The sequence below is a fragment of the Algoriphagus oliviformis genome, assembly GCF_017254915.1.
Classification (GTDB): Bacteria; Bacteroidota; Bacteroidia; order Cytophagales; family Cyclobacteriaceae; genus Algoriphagus; species Algoriphagus oliviformis.
On the sequence record NZ_JAFKCT010000009.1, the window covers coordinates 146,122 to 165,708 of the forward strand.

Below are 19,587 nucleotides of genomic sequence, written 5' to 3' on the forward strand. Positions count from 1 at the left end.
ATACCCTTACCCAACTGGGAAATAATGCCTGGAAATCAATTTTCCGCCCTCCCTCCCCGGTTGGTGTCTTCACCAAGCGGAAATATCCCTTCCGCCCCGGTTTGTGTCCCCACAAACCGGAAGTACCAAACCAGCTAACAGTTAAGAAAGATTGGTTGAGATTGCTTCACTGCGTTCGCAATGACGACTTTCCCGTCACTGCGAGGTACGAAGCAGTCTAGTCTCTTCTGGTCAACGTGAGATTGCTTCGTCGTACCTCCTCGCAATGACGAATCCGGGCCGTCACTGCTCCTTCCCGTCACTGGGCCTTCCCGCCGTCACTGCGAGGCACGAAGCAGTCTTTACTCACTACAAATCTTTTAGATTGCTTCGTCGTACCTCCTCGCAATGACGAATCTCGACCGTCACCGCTCCTTCCCGTCACTGCGCCTGTCCGCCGTGGCGGGAGGTACGAAGCAGTCTAGCCTCTCCGCCCCGGTTTGTGTCCCCACAAACCGGAAATACCAAACCAGCTACTAGTTGGGAAAGATTGGCTGAGATTGCTTCGTCGTGCCTCCTCGCAAAGACGAATCCCGACCGTCACTGCGCCTGCCTCCTGCTTGGACAAAGTCCTATTCCCTTGCAAATCAGCGCCTATGCCGCCCATCCGCCAAATCAGCGCCCCAGTCTCTTGCAAATCCCAAATGACCGAGTAATTTTATTACTCAGTCGCCATTGGGCTGGTCCGCCTGTGGGAAGTGAGGTATCAACAAAGGCAAGCTTGCCTGGACCAGCCACGGATTCGTTCCTCGCGATTGTCCCGAGCGATTCGGGACTGACAAGCCTCTGAAAGCCATTGCGATTGGCTGCTGTAGCGGAAAGCAAGCTTTCCGGAAATCCCCGATTCTGCTAAGTTTCCCTCCAAAACGATGGGACTGAAAGGGCGAAGCTGTGGAAGTAGGGAGATGGAAGCGTGGAAGACGGGAGGTATGGAAGTTGGGAAGTGGGGAGCCTGGAGGTAGGGAAGTCGACCAAAGTAAAGCGATTTTTAACTAGAAGGAGTGGCGCTGCAGTTCAAATTGCCTCAGAAATTTGAGTCAGACTTTTGACTGTCGGTTTACAAACGGGTTTTGCTATACCAATGAAATATGAAGGGCTCGTGATGTTGGAGTTTTTTCCAGATTTATTTGGATCTAGTTTTACTTACTAGTGAATAAATCAATTATTTTGCCCTTATTTATTGAATTAGTGAGGTCATACTGTTAGAAAAAAGATCTGAATACTGTCGTATCTCGAGATATGTAGTGAATAGTTTTGTTCGGAAACATACACCATATTTTTTATATAATACTAATTTGTGGAATTGGTTTTTATAGCTTTTTATATTTTTTAGTCTTTAAAAATTAATATGATATCGATAATTGTCTGTTCAGTTGATAATTTGCTATTTGAGCGATTTTCTCAATCAGTTAGTGATACTATTGGAGTTCCCTACGAAGTGTTGAGTTTTGATAATAGAATTGATCGACTATCGATTGCAACGGTATATAATAATGCGGCCAAGGCAGCTGTCTTTAAAATTTTGGTCTTTGTTCATGAAGATGTTGTTTTTCATACTATAAATTGGGGTAAGAAGCTGGTGAGCTATTTTGCCCATTTGGACAGGCCGGGCGTGTTGGGTGTAGCAGGATCTTCTTACTTGCCCATTTCACCTTCTGATTGGTGGCTATGCGATCCGAATTACCTCCATGCCAATTTTATTTCCAATAAAAAAAATGGAAGAATGGGCGAGGGATATCTTAAAAAATGGGGAGAGCAGATGGCTCAGCCTGTATTTGCGCTGGATGGTATGTTTCTGGCAATGAAAAAGTCTGTTTGGAAAGATTTTCATTTTAACGAAGATCTTTATGGATTTCAGGGTTATGATACGTCCATCTGTTACCGTGTTTCCCAGAAATATCAGAATTATTTTATCCCCGGGATACTTATGGAGCATTTCTCCAAGGGATGTCCCAATTCTATTTGGCTTATAAATACGGTCAAAGCCAATGAGTCCATTGCGCAATTCCTAAAAAAAATAAGAAAGGACCAAAAGCTGGATAGGAATCTTGAAGTGAAGGCCTACCATTTGTTTCTAAATCAACTTGCTAAGTATTCAAATCGCTGGATTTTCAATTTTCGGTATTCCTTTATTTATGGATGGGAAATTACTAAATGTTTTTTTTCCTTTCGAACAATATACCTTTGGCTTGTATTTCAGGTCTTATACTTTACTAAGATTATAAAAAAATGAAAGGGTTGCTTCGCAGGTTTCTTTACCCACAAAAGACCTATTCCCTAAAAGAAATCCATGAGGGTCACTACAAGATGGAATATAGGGGAGTAGCCTGCCAAAAATGCCCATTTGACTATGTACTCTATCAGATGATTATTCACGAGGTCAATCCGGACCTGATTATCGAGATTGGCACCAATAAAGGTGGTAGTACCTTGTATTTGGCGGATTTGTTGGAAATCAATGGTAATGGAATAATACATTCCATCGATATATCGGATAATTGTTCCCCATTGGTCAAGAACCACCCCAGAATCAGCCTTTTCCACCAAGGTTGGGAGCAATATGATCGGACTTTGGCAGCCGGTTTTGAGCGGGTATTGGTTATTGAGGACAGTTCTCATACCTATCAAAATACTTTGGATGTGATGAGTAGGTTTAAGGACTTGGTGAGCGTAGATTCTTATTTGATTGTGGAGGATGGGATCGTTGAAGATTTGGGTTGGGGCAAAAGCTATCAAGGTGGTCCGGTCAAAGCCATCAAAGAGTTTATGCAGACTAATAGCAATTTTGTTGTGGACCTCCGTTGGGAGAATTTTTTTGGGAAGAGAGCAACATTTAATACTAGCGGTTTTTTGAAAAAATCTCAATTATGAATTTAAGAAGGAGGATCTATTCTAAAATATTGGAATATTCTTATAAAATGCAATCCTTATATGATAAGGATTTTATTTCCATTTGTCATAGTGATCCTTCGATTAACCATCTTAATTGGAAATTTTTTATTTTAGATAATTTCGATAGGCCTGGGTTGAAAGTTCTAGAGGTAGGAAGTCGAGAGGTTACTGGGAAGTCTTTCTTTAAAGACAGGTTTAAACAGGCGAATTATGTCGGATTTGATTTTTATCCTGGGGTTAATGTAGATGTCGTTGGTGATGTGCATAAGCTCGTTTCATATTTTGAAAATGAGAAATTCGATTTGATATTTTCTTCAGCTTGCTTCGAGCACTTTGCTATGCCATGGGTAGCTTCTAAACAAATTATTCAATTACTAAATGTTGGGGGAAGGGTATTTGTGGAGACACATTTTTCTTTTGGATTGCATGAGCTCCCATGGAATTTTTTTCAGTTTAGTCATTTTGGTTTGGAGGTACTGTTTCCGCCAGTATTTGGGATTAAAAAAATTGATTCTGGGGTATCGAATCCAATCGTTGGAAGGTTTTCAAAATTTGCATCGCCATACCTAAGGTATAAAAAGGTTAAAAATTTATTTTGTCACAGCTATTTTTTTGGAGAGAAAGTAGAAGATGTGAAAGAGTTAAATTATTCTGATATCGATCTTTCAAAATTGTTGACAGACTCTGTATATCCTGTTCCAAAGTGACTGAGATTTTTTCCTACTATCTTCCACAGTTCCATTCTATTCCTGAAAACGACCGTTGGTGGGGAGCAGGCTTCACCGAGTGGACCAACGTCAAAAAGGCCAAGCCGCTATTTCACGGGCATAAGCAGCCCATTATTCCTGGCGAACTGGGCTACTATTCTTTAGACACGACTGAAATTCTACGTAGGCAAGCGCTACTTGCAAACCAATATGGAGTGGATGGATTCGTGTTTTATCACTACTGGTTTGGAAGTGGGAAGTATCTTCTGGATAAGCCGTTGTTAAATTTTTTGGCCGATCCGACCATAGACATTCAAATTTGCATCTGCTGGGCCAATGAGTCCTGGAGGGGTACTTGGCATGGAGCTGCTAAGGATCAAATGCTTCAAGAACAAAAGTATCTGGGGATAGAAGACTATAAAAAACACTTTGAATTTCTCCTTCCCTTTTTTCAGGATTCCAGATGTCTTCGTATAGAAGGTATGCCCGTCTATCAGATTTATGTTCCAGAGTCGATTCCGGATTTGGCTGTATATATTTCTACTTTCAACGGTCTCGCTACTGAAAATGGTCTGCCAGGGATTTATTGGATTGGGGTAAAAGCTTCCTCTGGTTTCGACCCCCAAAGCTTCGGGATCCAGGGGATGGTCAATGGGAATTTGGCCAATATCAATCGATATCACTTTCGTTCTTTTTCGGGATTTTTCAATCGCATCGTACTTAGCAACCCAGTGGTAAGGAAGTTGTTTAAATGGCCCAAGCGAATCGCATACGGAATAGTAAGGGCGTGTCTGGAGGATTTTAGCACATCCTATTCCTATGATTTCTTTCCCTTAGCAATACCCAATTGGGACAATACGCCGAGGGTGAAACATGAGGGTACGGTCTATACCGGGGCATCTCCATCTTCCTTTGGAAAGCACTTGCTCGCCTGCATCCAAAGGGCAAAGAAAAATTCCCCAGGAAAAAAATTGGTGTTTATCAAGTCATGGAATGAATGGGCTGAAGGAAACATATTGGAGCCTTCCCAAGAGTACGGAAGGGGATATTTGGAAGCTTTAAAGTCAGTAGTTGATGGGTAAGACGATCATATCAGTTCAGAATCTTTCCAAGCGCTATCGGCTCGGTCTGAAGGAAAAGCAAGCTGAAACGCTGGTGGGGCAAATTGGCAATGTGATCAAGTCCCCATGGCAAAACCTCAAAAGGCTGCGTGAAATGAATCGTTTTGGTGTAGAAGACGAGTCGGTTTTCTGGGCCTTAAAGGATATCAATTTCGAAGTAAAGGAAGGAGAAGTGCTGGGCATCATCGGTAAAAACGGAGCTGGGAAGTCGACATTACTTAAGATTCTTTCCCAAATCACCGAGCCCACTTCTGGGAAAGTGGAAATATTTGGTCGCGTGGCCTCTCTTTTGGAGGTGGGAACTGGATTTCACCCCGAGCTTTCGGGGCGTGAAAATATCTATATGAACGGAACCATCCTGGGGATGACTCGCCGGGAGATCGATTCCAAACTGGATGAGATCATTGACTTTTCTGGTGTGGATAAATTTATTGACACCCCAGTGAAGTTTTATTCCTCCGGGATGAAAGTGAGACTAGGTTTCTCCGTAGCAGCCCATCTTGATCCTGAGATTTTAATTGTTGACGAGGTGTTGGCGGTAGGGGATTTCGAGTTTCAGAACAGATGTCTTGGGAAGATGGAGGATGTGAGTAAAAATGAGGGGAGGACAGTTTTGTTTGTAAGTCATAATTTGGAGGCTGTCAGGGTTCTTTGTTCTAGGCTAGTTGTTTTAAAAAATGGCGAGGTTTCTTTCGAAGGGGTTGTCAATAACGGAATTGCTAGCTATTTAGAGTCCAGGAAAATAGGTGGTACATCTAAAATAGATTTGACACATCACGAAGACAAAATCAGACCAAACTTAGGTTTAACTTTAGCAACAGTTTTTGTAGATGGGAAATTGGGAAATGAAATCCATGCTGGACAGCAATTGAAGGTTGTGCTAGAGTATTGTGTTGAGGAATCCCATTTGAATACTCCAATGGATATCGGATTCGGATTGTTTGATCAGTTGGGGAATGCTTTGATGGCATTTAATAATTCTAATTTCAAGCAGAAAGTTGAATTGAAAAGAGTAAGAGGGCAGGTCGAAGTATGTGTTCCAAAGTTCCCTTTGTATAGATCGGAGAGATTAAATTTTTCATTTTATTTTGGTTATATGGGGGATTACTACGAGGTTCTTAATAATGCTGCATCTTTATATTGCGTCCATAGTGACTATTTAGGGACTGGAAGACCATTGGATGATCGGTTAAATACCGTGTATCTTCCGGAAATTTTATATAAAGTAAGTTGAGCCTTTTTCGAATTTTTATTCTCGCGGTTTTGAATAAGTTGCCAGGACATTTGAAATGGCAGGTTTATTCTAGTCCATTCCTTAGAAATCGACTAAGAATCGATTTTTTTCAAACCAGAAGACGCCTTTTATCAAGCGCAAGTAAATTGATTATAATCGGCGCAAATGATGGCTTTAGTTTTGACGATTTGTTTCAGAACCTGAATCCGGATTTTGTGTCGGGATTAGTTATTGAACCATCCAAAAAGTATTTCTCCATACTCAGACAGAATCTGGTAAAGTTTAAAAATGTTGAATTTTTGAACGTAGCCATAACCCATTCAAATAGTTACTTCTCTCTATATCAATTAAATGAGCAGGGCTTAGGCAAGCTTCCAGATTGGGGGAAAGGATTGGGATCTTTATCAAAACAGAACCTGTTAAAATTTGATGAGATTTCAGAAATGGACATTGAAGTAGAAGAAGTCAAGGGCTTGACCTTTGATAAAATAATTGAAGATTACTCATTGACCAATGTTGATTATCTTCAAATTGATACAGAAGGATTTGATGGGAAGATAATTAGAATGATTGATTTTGAAATTTTCACTTCCCAACTTATTAAATTTGAGTGGGTTAATCTAGCTCAGTCCGAGTTGGAGGAGTGCAAATTGACTTTGGTGAATAACGGCTATCACATTTCGGTGCTTGGTGGTGACGTGGTTGCATATTCTAGGGATTTAAGTATATTCTTCTATTGATACCAAAGACTGTCCATTATTGCTGGTTTGGGCCCAACAAAAAGCCAAGTTATTTTTATAAATGTAGAAATTCTTGGATTAAGTTTTTCCCAGGGTTTGATTTCGTTGAATGGAATGAGTCAAATTGTGAATTGTCCGATCCCTTTTTAAGGGAAGCAGTGAGACGTGAGAAGTGGGCCTTTGTGAGTGACTACATACGGATTCAAAAACTGTTAGAGCATGGGGGTGTGTTTCTTGATACAGATATGCTTTTTATTAAGCCATTCGATTTGACTCTATTGACAAATAGTTACTTTGTAGGGATGGAAAACTCTCAGTATATAAGTGCTGGCGTTATCGGATCCGAAAAAAACGGAGAATATCTGGAGTTGGTGTTTGATTTCTACAAAAGCTTGTACCAGTTTGAATTTGATAAGCTAACGATCCCGACTATTTTGACAGAGGTTTTTAAAAAATATACAGGAGATGATTGCAATCCAGGATATGTGAAAGGTGGATTAGTTTTATGGTATCCAGTGTTTTATCCACTTCCTTTCAAATTGAGAAGTTTCCACTGGAATAGATTCGTTTTGGAGGAAACCTTGGCCGTTCATTTATGGGCGGGTTCATGGTTGGTAAATCAAAAATTATCATTATTTCAAAAGTCGATTTATGTTATTAAATATCATATTTCCCGTTTTTATGTGCCTCATTCTTTGATCAACTATTCCAGAAATATTTGATGGAAAAAAGAATTCTATTTTTATATTTTATTTTGGCCTTAGGGATAAAATTGGCCCTGTTTTTTATATTGAATCAATCTAAAATCTTTCAATTCTCTGGATTTATAGGGGAACTTTCAGGTGATTCAAATGGGTATTTAAATCCAGTAGATCAATTGTTTGAAACAGGCGTTTTTTATTCTGCCCATAGGATGCCGGGATATAGCTTGGTTTATTTTTTCTTTTCTTTATTTTTCAATAAAGTATTAAGTCTAAATCTTTTGGTCATATTTCAAGTTGCTATGTCTGCACTGTCTTGTGTGATATTAGCACATTTGAGTTATTTGATATCACATAAGATGTGGGTTTTTATATCCACATTTATTCTCACTTTGTTTTCCACCTACCTAACTTGGTACGACGGATATGTTTTGACAGAAAGTCTTACAGCGTCCGTGTTAATCCTTTTGGTTTATTTTGTAGGCATCTATTTCCTAGTGAAGAGAAATTGGAGATGGATGCTAGTAGCGGGGTTATTGTATTCATGGTTGGTTTTCTTGAGACCAGTCTTTTTTCCCCTAAGTTTTCTATTTTTTTTACTTTTTTTTATAAACAAGTTGAATTGGAGGGCATTTGGATTTAACGTTGCAATCTTTATCTCTCCCTTTCTGTTTTTCGACTCCCTGTGGATTTTAGCTAATTGTCATTGGCATAAAAAGTTTGTTCCTTTACAAGTGTCGTTTTTAGGGCCATCTCAAAGCAATGTATTCTTTGAGCCAGCCTTTCGTTTTATACAAACTTGGGGAGGCAACTACCAATGGTGGGATCCCGGGGCGGAGATACGATATTTTGGGGTAGGACATGACAGTCTTGTTTATTCTGATCAAGATAAAATTGTGTTTCCCAAGGAAATATTTACAAGTGAATTTACTATTGACTCATTGGAGGTCTTGCGACAAGAGTTGCTTGCTTTAAAGCTTGACTCTGGCTTTATTATCGAATCGGAATTCGACTTGCGTTCAAAATCGATTTACCGAAAATTTGAAGACTATTCTATGTCTATCAAAAGGGAAAATCCGAAACTCTACTGGTTTGATTCTAGACTTTCGCTTATTCATCAGTTTTTTTTTACCACCAAGATACGAAATCCCTTTTATAATGTAGATTTTCCATTAAGAGATCAGTTTATTTACATAAAGTCATTGGCCTATATTGGAACTTTGGTTTTCGGTTATATTTCATCTGTCATACTATTGTTTTTCTTGAAGAGAGAACCCGTACTTATGCTACTCACAGGTATAGTTTGGTATGTGTTCCTAATACACCCTATTGTACTTCGGGTAGTTGAAAACCGGTATCTTTTACCTTCCTATCCGTTTTTGGTGCTTTCTATTATATTAGGCTTTTATTTTGTTACTAATAAATATGTCTTTAGAAAAAAGCAGGTTGACACTAGTGGTGCCCCAGCATAACGACTGGGAATGTGCTCAGGTACTTTTAGATCAGATTAACGAGCTTGCCGATCGTTTTTCTGTTGATAAAATCAGCGTTGTGCTTGTTGACGATTTTTCGGATCAAATAAACGGATTAATCGAATTGGATTGGGATAGGCTAGATATTAAGATTATTCGATTGGTGCAAAACTTGGGACATCAACGAGCAATAGCGATTGGTCTGTGTTATGCTTATGACCATTACGATGGTGACTGGATCGGTGTCATGGATGCGGATGGAGAGGATCGTCCTGAGGACCTATTCAAATTGTGGAATCAAGCGAAAAAGCAATCAGCCAGTGTTTTTGCACATCGTAATAAGCGAAGTGAAGGAATGTTGTTTAAGCTTTTTTACTGGCTTTATAAGTTTGTATTTTGGATTTGCTCTGGAAAGAGGATTAGTTTCGGAAATTTCAGTGTCATCAGAGGAGATAGATTAAAGGCGCTCGTTCATGATCCAAATCTTTGGAATAATTATCCAGCGGCCTTCCTTAAATCCAAAATTGGCTATTCAACACTATCAACGAGCAGAGGAGTTAGATATCATGGCTACTCCAAAATGAATTTGACTAGCCTTGTGATTCATGGGCTAAGTGGAGTTGCGGTTTTTGCCGATGTTGTAAATACTAGAATGATTATTTTTTCCCTTGCGATCATATTGTCGGCACTTTTAGGAATAAGTATCGTTGTCAGTATTAAAATCCTTACAGATTCGGCAATTCCAGGATGGGCAACCTATTCAGTACTAGCCTTTGCAATTTTGTTGTTTCAGGCCTTAATTATTGCGTTTTTTACACTTTTCATCTTTTTGTCAAACCGTAGCGTGATGGCAGTGCAGCCTGTCAAAGCATACGTCAATTATATCGACTGATGGAGTATCCGGGAAATGAACTCGAGCTTTTTGAAAATGCAATAAACTGGAAGGCTTATTTTGCTTTCAAGCTTTCTCCATATATTAAGGGACATGTAGCCGAGGTAGGTGCAGGAATCGGCGGATCAACTACATTTCTCTTTAATTCTCAGGTAAAGGATTGGACTTGTTTTGAGCCGGATTTGAGATTGTTCAAACAGCTGAAAAGATCGAGTGATTCCTGGTCATTTAATTCTCAGCTCATTTTAAAAAACGGTTTTCTGCCGGATGAAATAAACCTATATGACACTATTCTCTATATTGATGTTTTGGAGCATATAGCAAATGATAAAGAGGAATTAGAGAAAGCATTAACAGCGCTTCGTAAAGGTGGAAACCTTATTGTCCTAGTTCCTGCCTTTAAATATTTATTTAGTCCATTCGATGTCAGTGTCGGACACTTTAGGAGGTATACCAAAGCAATGCTTAAATCGCTTGTGCCGAATAGCTTAAATAATTACGAGTTTTTTTATTTAGATAGCTTGGGCTTTGTTTCGAGCCTAGTAAATAAATGGGTTTTAAAGCAAGCCTATCCTAGCCTTCAACAAATTCAATTTTGGGACCGGGTATTGGTTCCAATGTCGAAGGTATTAGACCCAATCCATGGCCACAGTTTTGGTAAATCCTTGGTTATGAGGATAGAGAAATGACCCTTAGTTATATTTAAATGATGTCTAGACTATATCATTCCCAATATCAACAAGATCTTTTTCTTGACCAAATTGTCTTTAATGGAAAGAGGAAGGGGGTATTTGTCGACATTGGTGCTTATGACGGGACTACAATCAGCAATACTTTATTTTTTGAGCGGGTAAGAGATTGGAAAGGAATCTGTTTTGAGCCAAATCCAGAAGCTTTTGAGAAATTAATTGCTAATAGGAGTTGCGAATGTCACCAAGTCTGTATTGGAAAAAAGGATAATGAGGTATTTTTTACCCAAGTGGTCGGAGGCTCGGAAATGTTAAGCGGGGTAAGCGATGAATATCACTCATTGCACTTGTCCCGTATCAAGAAAGAAACTTTAGCAAATGGTGGATGTACAAGGGAATTAAAGGTTCAAATGCGAACTTTATCCGGTTTTTTGAAAGGTGATTTTGCCCAAGTCGATTTTGTGAGTATTGACACAGAGGGCAATGAATTGTCTATTTTGGAGACGCTCGATTTTGTAGGCTATACCATCACCGCATTTGTAGTAGAAAACAACTACCGTAATAACAAGGTCAGGGAGGTTTTGGAATCGAAGAATTATGTCTGGATGGCTAGATTGACCTGCGACGAGGTTTTTGTTCACCGATCTCAAGTATCTTTCGCTATGCTCTTGCGTCTAGGGCTTTTTCTGTTTCAAAGGAGAATGAATCTGCATGGTAAGGGAATGCGTAAAAGGATAAGGAATCTATGGCGGTGAGAATTCGTTTTGTCGATTTTTTTTCGGGTTTTGATCAGGAGCGGAATGGAATATTTGTTCTTCTCTCTCGATTTTTTGAACTTCAGATATCGGAAACGCCTGACTTTGTGTTCTATTCAGTATGGGGGAATAAACATCTTGATTATTCTTGTACCAGAATATTTGTTACTGGTGAAAATATCCGACCTAACTTTTTTTTATGTGATTATGCAGTAGGTTTTGATTTCTTATCCAGAGACAACTATCTAAGGCTTCCTTTATATGTGTATTGGAAAGAATTTAATTATAGGAATTTGCTGCTTCCCCATTATCACAGGATCATTGAATCCCATCCCAAATCGAAATTTTGTTGTTTTGTTGTTTCCAATGGTGTATCAAAAAGACGACTCGAATTTTTTGACAAACTGTCTACCTATCAATTGGTCGAGTCTGGGGGGAAAATAAAAAACAACCTTGGTTATGTTGTAAAGGATAAGTTAGAGTTCATGAGTCCTTACAAGTTTATGATCGCATTTGAAAACTCCAGCTATCCCGGGTACGTCACAGAAAAAGTGTACGAATGTTTTTTCACAAATACGATTCCGATTTACTGGGGAAGTGAGAAAATAGGCCTAGACTTCAATCCATCTCGCATTCTGAGTAGACATGATTTTGATTCAGACGAAGCTTTGATTGAACGCATCGCATACTTGAATGAAAACCAACTAGCTTATCAAGAGTTCATTTCTCAGCCGGTTTTCGTTGGCAACGAGCCAACTGAGTTTTTCGATGAACAAAGAATCCAATCCTTTTTTGGACGTGTATTTTCGGGACCTATTAAGACATCCAAAATTGGACTTAGCCAATCTATTGGAATATTGGAGAGAAAGCGAAGGAATTTCTTTGCAAAGTATATCGATACACCCTTTCGATGAGCGTGCCCACGATTTCCCTGATAATTCCCTGCTTCAACCAAGGTCACTTCCTCCGAGCTTGCTTAGATTCCATCTCCCGACAGACTTATCCCTACTGGGAAGCGTTGGTGGTCAATGATGGCAGTACCGATATTACATCCTCAGTTGCAGCCGATTATATCGCTAGGGATGCCCGTTTCCGATATATCGAGCAGCCTAATTTAGGACTTTCAGGAGCCAGAAACAGTGGGTTGGAGGGAGTTCGGGGTGAGTTTGTCTTGTTTCTAGATGCAGATGATTGGCTGGAACCAAAATGTCTGGCAGTTTTTGTGGCCGCATTTCATGCACAGCCCGACAAGCTTCTCTATCGCTGTGGCTATTCCTACTGGGATGCTCCAGCTGGAAACAAGTACCACACACATGTTCCTGTCGCCAATGGTGCAATTTTTCCGGGTGTATTGACTTCTAATCTAGGTCCATGTCATTCTATCTTGATTCGACGGGATTTTGCGATGTGTTTGGGTGATTTTGATACTCGACTCAAGAGCTGCGAAGACTGGGATTTTTGGATTCGTGCGGGAAGGATGGGCGCCTCGATTCACTCTATTCCCGAAGTATTGGTAGCCTATCGCTATGTAGCGAACAGCATGAGCCGTAATCCTATCGTGATGTATGAGGCGCTCACTGAGGTCAGTCGACGTGCGGGTGAGGCAGACGACCGTCTGCCCGACAGCGCTCTTCATAACAAGCCCACCTCATTAGACTATCCGTCTATTCAAAGGAAACATCTTATTGTCTTATTGGGAGTGATGCTCCACCAAGGACGTGTGGAAGAGGCTGCGAAATGGTATTGCCGTGAGCAGGCTAAATGGATTTGGGAAGTAAGGGACGAAGACTGGAAAGGCTTGGCTTCCTACTTGAGTTGGGGATATTTTTTTGGCCTTCTGGACATTGAGGCGTTGCTACGGGAGACCTATCCCTTGGTTTGTCAGTTTTTTGGGGATATCGGATACGGGGTTTCCAAATCTAAACGGTTGGCAAAAATGGCATTTGATGCCCAACTGAAGAAAAGGAACCATTTGCTTTTCGGTCGCTACACGGGGGCAGCTCTCAATAGGCTGGGAATCTTTCCACTTTAGCATAGACGAAGGTGATGATGAACAAGTCTATTCTTTTCCTATCCGAATCCGGCCCATTTCCTCCCAGAGACGGGAAAAAGCAACGTACGCTTGCATTGCTAGATGCCCTTGCCGAAGCATATCAGATAGATTACTTGATAGTTGGTAATAGACGTGATTTCGAAGTGGCTCAGAACGAAAATCCGTACGAATCGACACAGTTTCACTATCTACCGGTGACCACGTCGCGAACTGATTATTGGAAAAAGAAATTGGGCTATGTCTTTGGGTACGATGCCAATCTAGTCCAAGCTTGTCGTGCTATGGTGCTTGGCAAGGAGTATCACTTGGTTTTCTCGAGATATATCAAGCCAGTTCACTTGGTACCTGAAGGAATTAGAATCGTTGCAGATGTGGACGATGATTTCGAAGAGCTGTACAATTCACGAATCAAGCGGGCGACGTCCATGTGGGAGAAGGTCCGCCTTTGTCAGATAAAATGGCTTAACCTCGGAACATATCGGAAATTGCAGTCCAGATTGAATTTGGCGGTAGTCACCAAGCCAGAAGGACTGTGTGTACGCCAATTGGTTTTACCGAACCTTCCTTTTCAGAGCATGGTGAAAAAGAAGGTTTCATTTACATCCTGCTCGGCACTTCGGATTTTATATGTTGGAAAACTTAGCTATGAACCAAATATCAAGGGTCTTACCTGGTTTTTGGATTCGGTGCTTCCCATCCTCCGGCTGCTCTTGCCGAGGATGGTGACAACGGTTGTTTCAAGCGAAGTGCCCCAAAACCAGGAGTTGGCCCAGCTGCTGGATGATTCCGGTGTCGAGGTATTTTACAACGTGGAAAGCCTCGATGTTTTCTATGCGAAAAGCGCTGTGGTCGTAGCCCCCGTCTTCCAGGGGGCTGGTACCAACTTGAAGGTAGTGGAGGCCCTATTTCATGGAAGGCCAGTAGTAAGCACGGAGTTTGGATGCAAGGGCTTTTCCTCGGAAGTTCCTGAAGGATATTTATTCTGTCATGACTCTCCCGAGGACTTTGCCAATCAGGTATCAGTACTTTTGCAATCGAGTGAACTTTCGACATTGCAAGCTAGCCTTAGAGATTGGGCGATTGCAAAATACTCCATAGAAGCTTGGTCTAAAAGTTTGTTGGAAGCATGTGTTTGATATCGATCATAGTACCAACTATAAATAGGGGGGCGCAACTCCTTCAACTTGTAGAGGAGTTGGAGAAAGTATATCAAGAGCGAGTAGAATTGGTAGTCGTGGATGATTCTGCCCAACCCGCCCAAGTTGATTTTGCCAATTGTAGATACCCCGTGGAATACCTTTTCAGGGGAAAGAAGCTGGGGGTGAGCTCAGCTCGAAATATGGGGGCTCAAGCTTCGAAGGGTGAATACTTGATTTTTTTGGATGACGATGATCATTTTACGGATTGTTGGCTAGGGGATTTTGTCCAATCGACAGGCACATGCCCCGACTTGGTATGCTGTAATATGAAAAGAGTGGAGCCCAATGGGGCGGAGTCGTTTGTGGACTGTAAGGACTTTGGCTTTGGAGGTAGAGGAAACGGCATTGTTATTCCTGGAGCATGGATGATAAAAAAAGAAGTGTACAATCGCGTAGGAGGGTATGATGAAAGGTTGTCGTACTCAGAGAATACCGAGCTGTATATCAGAGTTGACAAAATGGGGGTGGAAAGGAATTTTATCCCAAAGGCTAACTTTCTCTACTATCCATCTCCTACAGGCGGTTCCAAGAACCTCCAAAATATGGTCGATTCCTTGACCATCATTTTGGACAAACACCGTGATACCCTTAGCGGGCATGTGAAGCACCTCTACCATCAGATCATCGGGGTCAACCAGATGCGTTTCCGCAATTTTAGCCAAGCTAGGTACCACCTCTGGAAGTCCATCCAATTCAAGCCAACCAAGATGGCCACTTGGGCCCGTTTTTCCCTGGCATGTATGCCATTCCTGGCCAAACACCTCTACTCCGAAACAGTCACCCATGACTAAGCTCGGAGCTTTCGTCATCACCTACCAGCGTCCCCAAATCCTGGTGGAGACCATCCAGTCTATTTTTGCCCAGACGACTCCCCCTGACTTTGTCTGGATCATAGACAATTCGGAGGATCTGGAGACGGACCATGCTGTGGCGACACTGCAGGATCGCCGCATCCGCTATCATCGCATGGGATTCAATGCGGGCCCGGCAGGAGCTGCGGCCGTGGGCCTACAGCTTTGTGTACATGACAGAGCCGACTGGATCTATTGGGGAGATGACAATGATCCTCCCTTTCGTGCCGATTGCTTTGAGCGCTTGCTCGCCATCCGCGAGGTGAATCCCTTTTGCGGGGTTTTGGGAGCTGTAGGACATTTCTTTGACCGTAAAAAGGGCGTGATCAAGCGTATCCAAACCCGCCTTTTGGAAAAGAAGGAATGGGTAGAGGTGGATTCCATTGCGGGCGGCATGTGCATGCTGGTATCTGCGGAGCTGGTGAAGGCAGGAGTGTTGCCAGACAAGGATTTGTTCTTTGGATTTGAGGAGCTCGACTTTTGTCTGAAAGCCTCCCGAAAGGGCTTTGCTTTGGTAGTGGACTGCGCGTTGTTTTTGGAAGCGAGGGCACAGGCAGGAAGATTGGAATTTGAGCGTCCGGTCTATCAGCCCAAAAAGAATCTATCCAGGGAGTACTACAGCCTGAGGAACCTCCTCTTTATTTCCGATACGCTCACGCTCAATTCCATGAAAAAGCAGCTAATCCTAAAATGGACAGGAAAGGCTTTTTATGGCTACCGCTATGGTCTGGGCTATGGGTGGGAAAATATGCGGATGATAGTTTTGGCTTTTTGGCATTATTTCAAGGGGATAAAGGGAAAGACCATTCCCCTGGGCTGACAGATCCGTTAGGCAGTCTTTCTATCCAAACGACATGGACGGTACCCACCCCGGTCGGTGTCCCCACCGACCGGAACACCTTCACGCTTAACTCCCACTCTGGTCGGTGTCCTCACCGACCGGAACACGCCTATTCTTTAGGTGGTCGCCGACCGGAACACTTGGCTTTTACGGCTAAGTCTGCTCCCATGGAAGAGAAGCCGCTAGATTGCATAGGGGAGTGTATTAGCAAAGCGAACAACATCAGCAGGAGGCCTGTAAAAGTGGAAAAGTTGGCCTGGGTTGGCACTTGCTAAGTAGAGTGACTACAGACAGTGGCCTGTGGGGACACAGGCCACGGAGAAAGTGATAGCCCCGGATGGTGTCCACCCTGGTCGGTGTCGCCACCGACCGGAACACGCCTATTCTTTAGGCCGCCGCCGACCGGAACACCTCCCTTAGTCTACATCCAGGCCAAGAGCCCCACGGCAAAGATCGCGAATTGAAAAGTTTCCGCTATGCCTTCAACACCGAAGCGAACAACATCGGCGGGAGGCCTTTAAAAGTGGAAAAGTTGGCCTGGGTTGGCACTTGCTAAGTAGGGTGATTACAGACAGTGGCCTGTGGGGACACAGGCCACGGAGGAAGTTTTAGCCCCGGTTGGTGTCCACCCTGGTCGGTGTCCCCACCGACCGGAACACTTGGCTTTTACGGCTAAATGTGCCCCCATGGAAGAGAAGGTCTTAGATTGCATAGGGGAGTGTATCAGCAAAGCGAACAACATCGGCGGGAGGCCTTTAAAAGTGGAAAAGTTGGCTTGGGTTGGCACTTGCTAAGTAGGGTGATTACAGGCAGTGGCCTGTGGGGACACAGGCCACGGAGAAAGTGATAGCCCCGGTTGGTGTCCACCCTGGTCGGTGTCCCCATCGACCGGAACACTTGGCTTTTAGGGCTAAGTCTGTCCCCCTGGAAGAGAAGGTCTTAGATTGCATAGGGGAGTGTATCAGCGAAGCGAACAACATCGGCGGGAGGCCTGTAAAAGTGGAAAAGTTGGCTTGGGTTGGCACTTGCTAAGTAGGGTGATTACAGACAGTGGCCTGTGGGACACAGGCCACGGAGGAAGCCACCGACCGGAACCCAATCCCAACCACACAATTTCTAGCTAACCCAGCAGATGAGCGATATTTTTAGAGAATCCAGAAATTCACATATGGCCTTTGATCGGGTATATTTCTGGACGGACACAATCAAGGATTGGAGGCATATACTGGTAAATGAAGAGTATAAAAAACTCATCATTTCTAGCCTTGCTGAGCTGGTCAACCGGGGGACAATTCTTGTGTACGGATTTGTGATCATGCCAAACCATCTTCATCTGGCCTGGGAAATGAAGGAAATGAACGGAAAGGAGACCCCTCAGGCAAGCTTCAACAAATACACCAGCCATATCATTTCGAGTTCCCTGAAGACTTCCCAGCCCGAAGTGGCCGAGAAGTTCCGTGTAGATGAGCCCGATAGGAAAATTCGGATTTGGCGGCGCGATCCTCTGGCGGTAGAGATGGATACCCTCTCCAAAATGGAGCAGAAATTGGATTACATCCATTGCAACCCACTGCAGGCCCATTGGAATTTGGCTGTGAGACCTGAGGACTACGTATGGTCTTCCGCGGGCTTTTATGAAACTGGGAGAAAAGACTATAGTTTTCTGACGGACTATCGGGAAAGGTTTTAAGCTGAACTAACTGCTAGGCAGGATAGAGTGGCCTGTGGGGACACAGGCCACGGAGGAAGTTTTAACCCCGGATGGTGTCCTCCCTGGTCGGTGTCCCCACCGACCGGAACACCTCCCTTAGTCTACATCCAGGCCAACAGCCCCGCGGAAAAGAACGCGAATTGAAAAGTTTCCGCTATGCCTTCAACACCGAAGCGAACAACATCGGCGGGAGGCCTTTAAAAGTGGAAAAGTTGGCCTGGGTTGGCACTAACTTCGGTCATTACAGACAGTGGCCTTTGGGGACACAGGCCACGGAGAAAGTAATAGCTCCGGATGGTGTCCACCCTGGTCGGTGTCCCCACCGACCGGAACACGCTTATTCTTTAGGCCCTTACCGACAGAGGGCTTTTCCATTAGATGCTTGCGGACCAGTTTGCCGACAGAGGCGTTTTGTCGTAAGGAAGTGAAGAGTAATTTCTGTCAGCTTCACAATGCCAAAGGAAAAAATGCCTGTATTAGCCTGTTCATCGGGGTACTGGTCGTGGATTTTCGGTTGAAGAGCTGTTGTTAACTTATAGTCAAAAAACGATTTGTTGTCAAGCAAACCTGTCATTGTTTACCTTATAGACGGCTTGCAAGCCGGAGGAGCTGAGAAGAGCCTGTTGGAAATCACCAAGCGGCTTTCAAGGTTTGTTCCGATAGTCTGTGTTCTGTCGGATTCTCTGGAATTGAGGCAATCCTTTGAAAATGAAGGTGTCAAGGTAATTCCATTGCATTTAGAGCGATCTTATAGATTTCCAAAACATGCCAAGCTGATACGCGACACTCTACTGGGGCTAAATCCGGCGGTGATACATTCCTGCCTGTTTCATGCAGACATGACGCTACGGTACCTGGATGTTCGAACTCCCAGGGTTACGGGCTTGGTCTCAAACATGTATTCCAGTCGGCGCCTGAGGCAGCTTCCCCTTACCACCCGGATTAAAGTAAAAATGCTCAGACACTGGGATCGCCATACCTCAGGTAGAATTAATCATTTCATTTCCAACTCATTTGTAATCAAAGAAGCATACAAAAGAATCCTGGGAATCGAAGATCAAAAAATCACTGTGATACCCAGAGGTAGGGCTATTCAAAAGCCTGCCGAGTATCTTGAAAGACCTGGGCAATATCTCCTTTCCGTTGGAAGGTTGATAGCCTCCAAAGGCTATTATGAGTTGATCCAGGCATTTGGGCAATTGGCAATGGAAAAGCCAGGCTTAAGACTGGTGATACTCGGGGATGGGCCGGATCGCAAGCGTTTGGAACGATTGACGGAAAGATTGGGCTTAGCGACGCGGGTTGATTTTAGGGGAACGGTGGCAAATGTGAATGACTTTTTGCATGAGGGTAGACTTTTTGTGTTTCCATCCCACTACGAAGGCCTTCCTGGTGCTTTGATCGAAGCGATGCTAGCCAGAATTCCTATTGTCTGCTCGGACATTCCGGAAAACAAGGAGTGCGTGGATGAGTCCATGTGTTTATTTCACAGGGTAGGGGATTGGCGCGATTTGGCCCGACAAATAGAAAGGGCTCTGACCCTGGAGGATTGGGACTTGCGGACCCATCGTGCATTTGACTATGCTGCCGAGCACTTCGAGATCGGCCAGGTCGTACGTCAATATGAGGAGGTCTATCTGCGGCTGTTGGACTCTTGAGTAGATCGTGGCAGAGTGTGAGCCTGTGAAGT

At 43.2% G+C, this 19,587-nt stretch carries 18 protein-coding genes and 1 pseudogene; all 19 read left to right on the plus strand.

The annotated features are described in order from the left end of the window. Window positions 1–1,387: 1,387 nt before the first annotated feature. The 19 genes and pseudogenes from J0A68_RS18435 (at window position 1,388) to J0A68_RS18520 (ending at window position 19,555) form a co-directional block, all read left to right on the plus strand. The gene (locus J0A68_RS18435; protein WP_206579713.1) at window positions 1,388–2,272 is read left to right on the plus strand and encodes a glycosyltransferase; all 885 of its coding nucleotides are present in this window, start codon (window positions 1,388–1,390) and stop codon (window positions 2,270–2,272) included. Continuing rightward, window positions 2,269–2,910, plus strand: coding sequence for a CmcI family methyltransferase (locus J0A68_RS18440; protein WP_206579714.1), 642 nt, complete (start codon window positions 2,269–2,271; stop codon window positions 2,908–2,910). Before J0A68_RS18435 ends, J0A68_RS18440 begins: the two co-directional genes overlap by 4 nt. Next, window positions 2,907–3,638, plus strand: coding sequence for a class I SAM-dependent methyltransferase (locus J0A68_RS18445; protein ID WP_206579715.1), 732 nt, complete (start codon window positions 2,907–2,909; stop codon window positions 3,636–3,638). The genes J0A68_RS18440 and J0A68_RS18445 overlap by 4 nt, the downstream gene beginning before the upstream one ends. Continuing rightward, window positions 3,635–4,720, plus strand: coding sequence for a glycosyltransferase WbsX family protein (locus J0A68_RS18450; RefSeq protein WP_206579716.1), 1,086 nt, complete (start codon window positions 3,635–3,637; stop codon window positions 4,718–4,720). The genes J0A68_RS18445 and J0A68_RS18450 overlap by 4 nt, the downstream gene beginning before the upstream one ends. Then, window positions 4,713–5,993 (plus strand): ABC transporter ATP-binding protein, encoded by a 1,281-nt coding sequence (locus J0A68_RS18455; RefSeq protein ID WP_206579717.1) that lies wholly within the window; start codon window positions 4,713–4,715, stop codon window positions 5,991–5,993. The genes J0A68_RS18450 and J0A68_RS18455 overlap by 8 nt, the downstream gene beginning before the upstream one ends. 29 nt (window positions 5,994–6,022) lie before the next feature. Next, window positions 6,023–6,733, plus strand: a complete 711-nt coding sequence (locus J0A68_RS18460; RefSeq protein WP_206579718.1) for an FkbM family methyltransferase — start codon at window positions 6,023–6,025, stop codon at window positions 6,731–6,733. After that, entirely contained in the window at window positions 6,730–7,455 is a 726-nt protein-coding gene (locus tag J0A68_RS18465; protein ID WP_206579719.1) for a glycosyltransferase family 32 protein, read from the plus strand. The genes J0A68_RS18460 and J0A68_RS18465 overlap by 4 nt, the downstream gene beginning before the upstream one ends. Further along, window positions 7,455–8,906: a hypothetical protein gene (locus tag J0A68_RS18470; RefSeq protein WP_206579720.1), complete on the plus strand. Its 1,452-nt coding sequence runs from the start codon at window positions 7,455–7,457 to the stop codon at window positions 8,904–8,906. Before J0A68_RS18465 ends, J0A68_RS18470 begins: the two co-directional genes overlap by 1 nt. Continuing rightward, window positions 8,860–9,798: a glycosyltransferase gene (locus tag J0A68_RS18475; protein ID WP_206579721.1), complete on the plus strand. Its 939-nt coding sequence runs from the start codon at window positions 8,860–8,862 to the stop codon at window positions 9,796–9,798. The genes J0A68_RS18470 and J0A68_RS18475 overlap by 47 nt, the downstream gene beginning before the upstream one ends. Further along, window positions 9,798–10,487 carry a class I SAM-dependent methyltransferase gene (locus J0A68_RS18480; RefSeq protein ID WP_206579722.1) on the plus strand — a complete coding sequence of 230 codons (690 nt, stop codon included), beginning with the start codon at window positions 9,798–9,800 and terminating at the stop codon, window positions 10,485–10,487. Before J0A68_RS18475 ends, J0A68_RS18480 begins: the two co-directional genes overlap by 1 nt. Window positions 10,488–10,507: 20 nt before the next feature. Next, the gene (locus J0A68_RS18485) at window positions 10,508–11,242 is read left to right on the plus strand and encodes an FkbM family methyltransferase (RefSeq protein ID WP_206579723.1); all 735 of its coding nucleotides are present in this window, start codon (window positions 10,508–10,510) and stop codon (window positions 11,240–11,242) included. Next, window positions 11,233–12,156, plus strand: a complete 924-nt coding sequence (locus J0A68_RS18490; protein ID WP_206579724.1) for a glycosyltransferase family 10 domain-containing protein — start codon at window positions 11,233–11,235, stop codon at window positions 12,154–12,156. Before J0A68_RS18485 ends, J0A68_RS18490 begins: the two co-directional genes overlap by 10 nt. Beyond that, entirely contained in the window at window positions 12,153–13,274 is a 1,122-nt protein-coding gene (locus J0A68_RS18495) for a glycosyltransferase family 2 protein (RefSeq protein WP_206579725.1), read from the plus strand. Before J0A68_RS18490 ends, J0A68_RS18495 begins: the two co-directional genes overlap by 4 nt. A 17-nt stretch (window positions 13,275–13,291) precedes the next feature. Beyond that, complete coding sequence (locus tag J0A68_RS18500; RefSeq protein ID WP_206579726.1) at window positions 13,292–14,431, plus strand: glycosyltransferase family 4 protein; 1,140 nt, start codon at window positions 13,292–13,294, stop codon at window positions 14,429–14,431. Continuing rightward, a pseudogene (locus tag J0A68_RS23180) lies at window positions 14,422–14,778 on the plus strand (glycosyltransferase family 2 protein); the annotation flags it as partial. The gene J0A68_RS18500 and the pseudogene J0A68_RS23180, both read left to right, overlap by 10 nt. Window positions 14,779–15,036: 258 nt before the next feature. Next, on the plus strand, window positions 15,037–15,285 hold the full coding sequence (locus J0A68_RS22885) for a hypothetical protein (RefSeq protein WP_236025663.1): 249 nt from the start codon (window positions 15,037–15,039) through the stop codon (window positions 15,283–15,285). Next, window positions 15,278–16,165 (plus strand): glycosyltransferase, encoded by an 888-nt coding sequence (locus J0A68_RS18510; RefSeq protein ID WP_206579728.1) that lies wholly within the window; start codon window positions 15,278–15,280, stop codon window positions 16,163–16,165. The genes J0A68_RS22885 and J0A68_RS18510 overlap by 8 nt, the downstream gene beginning before the upstream one ends. 1,153 nt (window positions 16,166–17,318) lie before the next feature. Then, a complete protein-coding gene (locus J0A68_RS18515; protein WP_236025664.1) occupies window positions 17,319–17,876 on the plus strand; it encodes a transposase in 558 nt (185 codons plus the stop codon). A gap of 575 nt (window positions 17,877–18,451) precedes the next feature. Beyond that, the gene (locus J0A68_RS18520) at window positions 18,452–19,555 is read left to right on the plus strand and encodes a glycosyltransferase (protein ID WP_206579729.1); all 1,104 of its coding nucleotides are present in this window, start codon (window positions 18,452–18,454) and stop codon (window positions 19,553–19,555) included. Window positions 19,556–19,587: the final 32 nt, after the last annotated feature.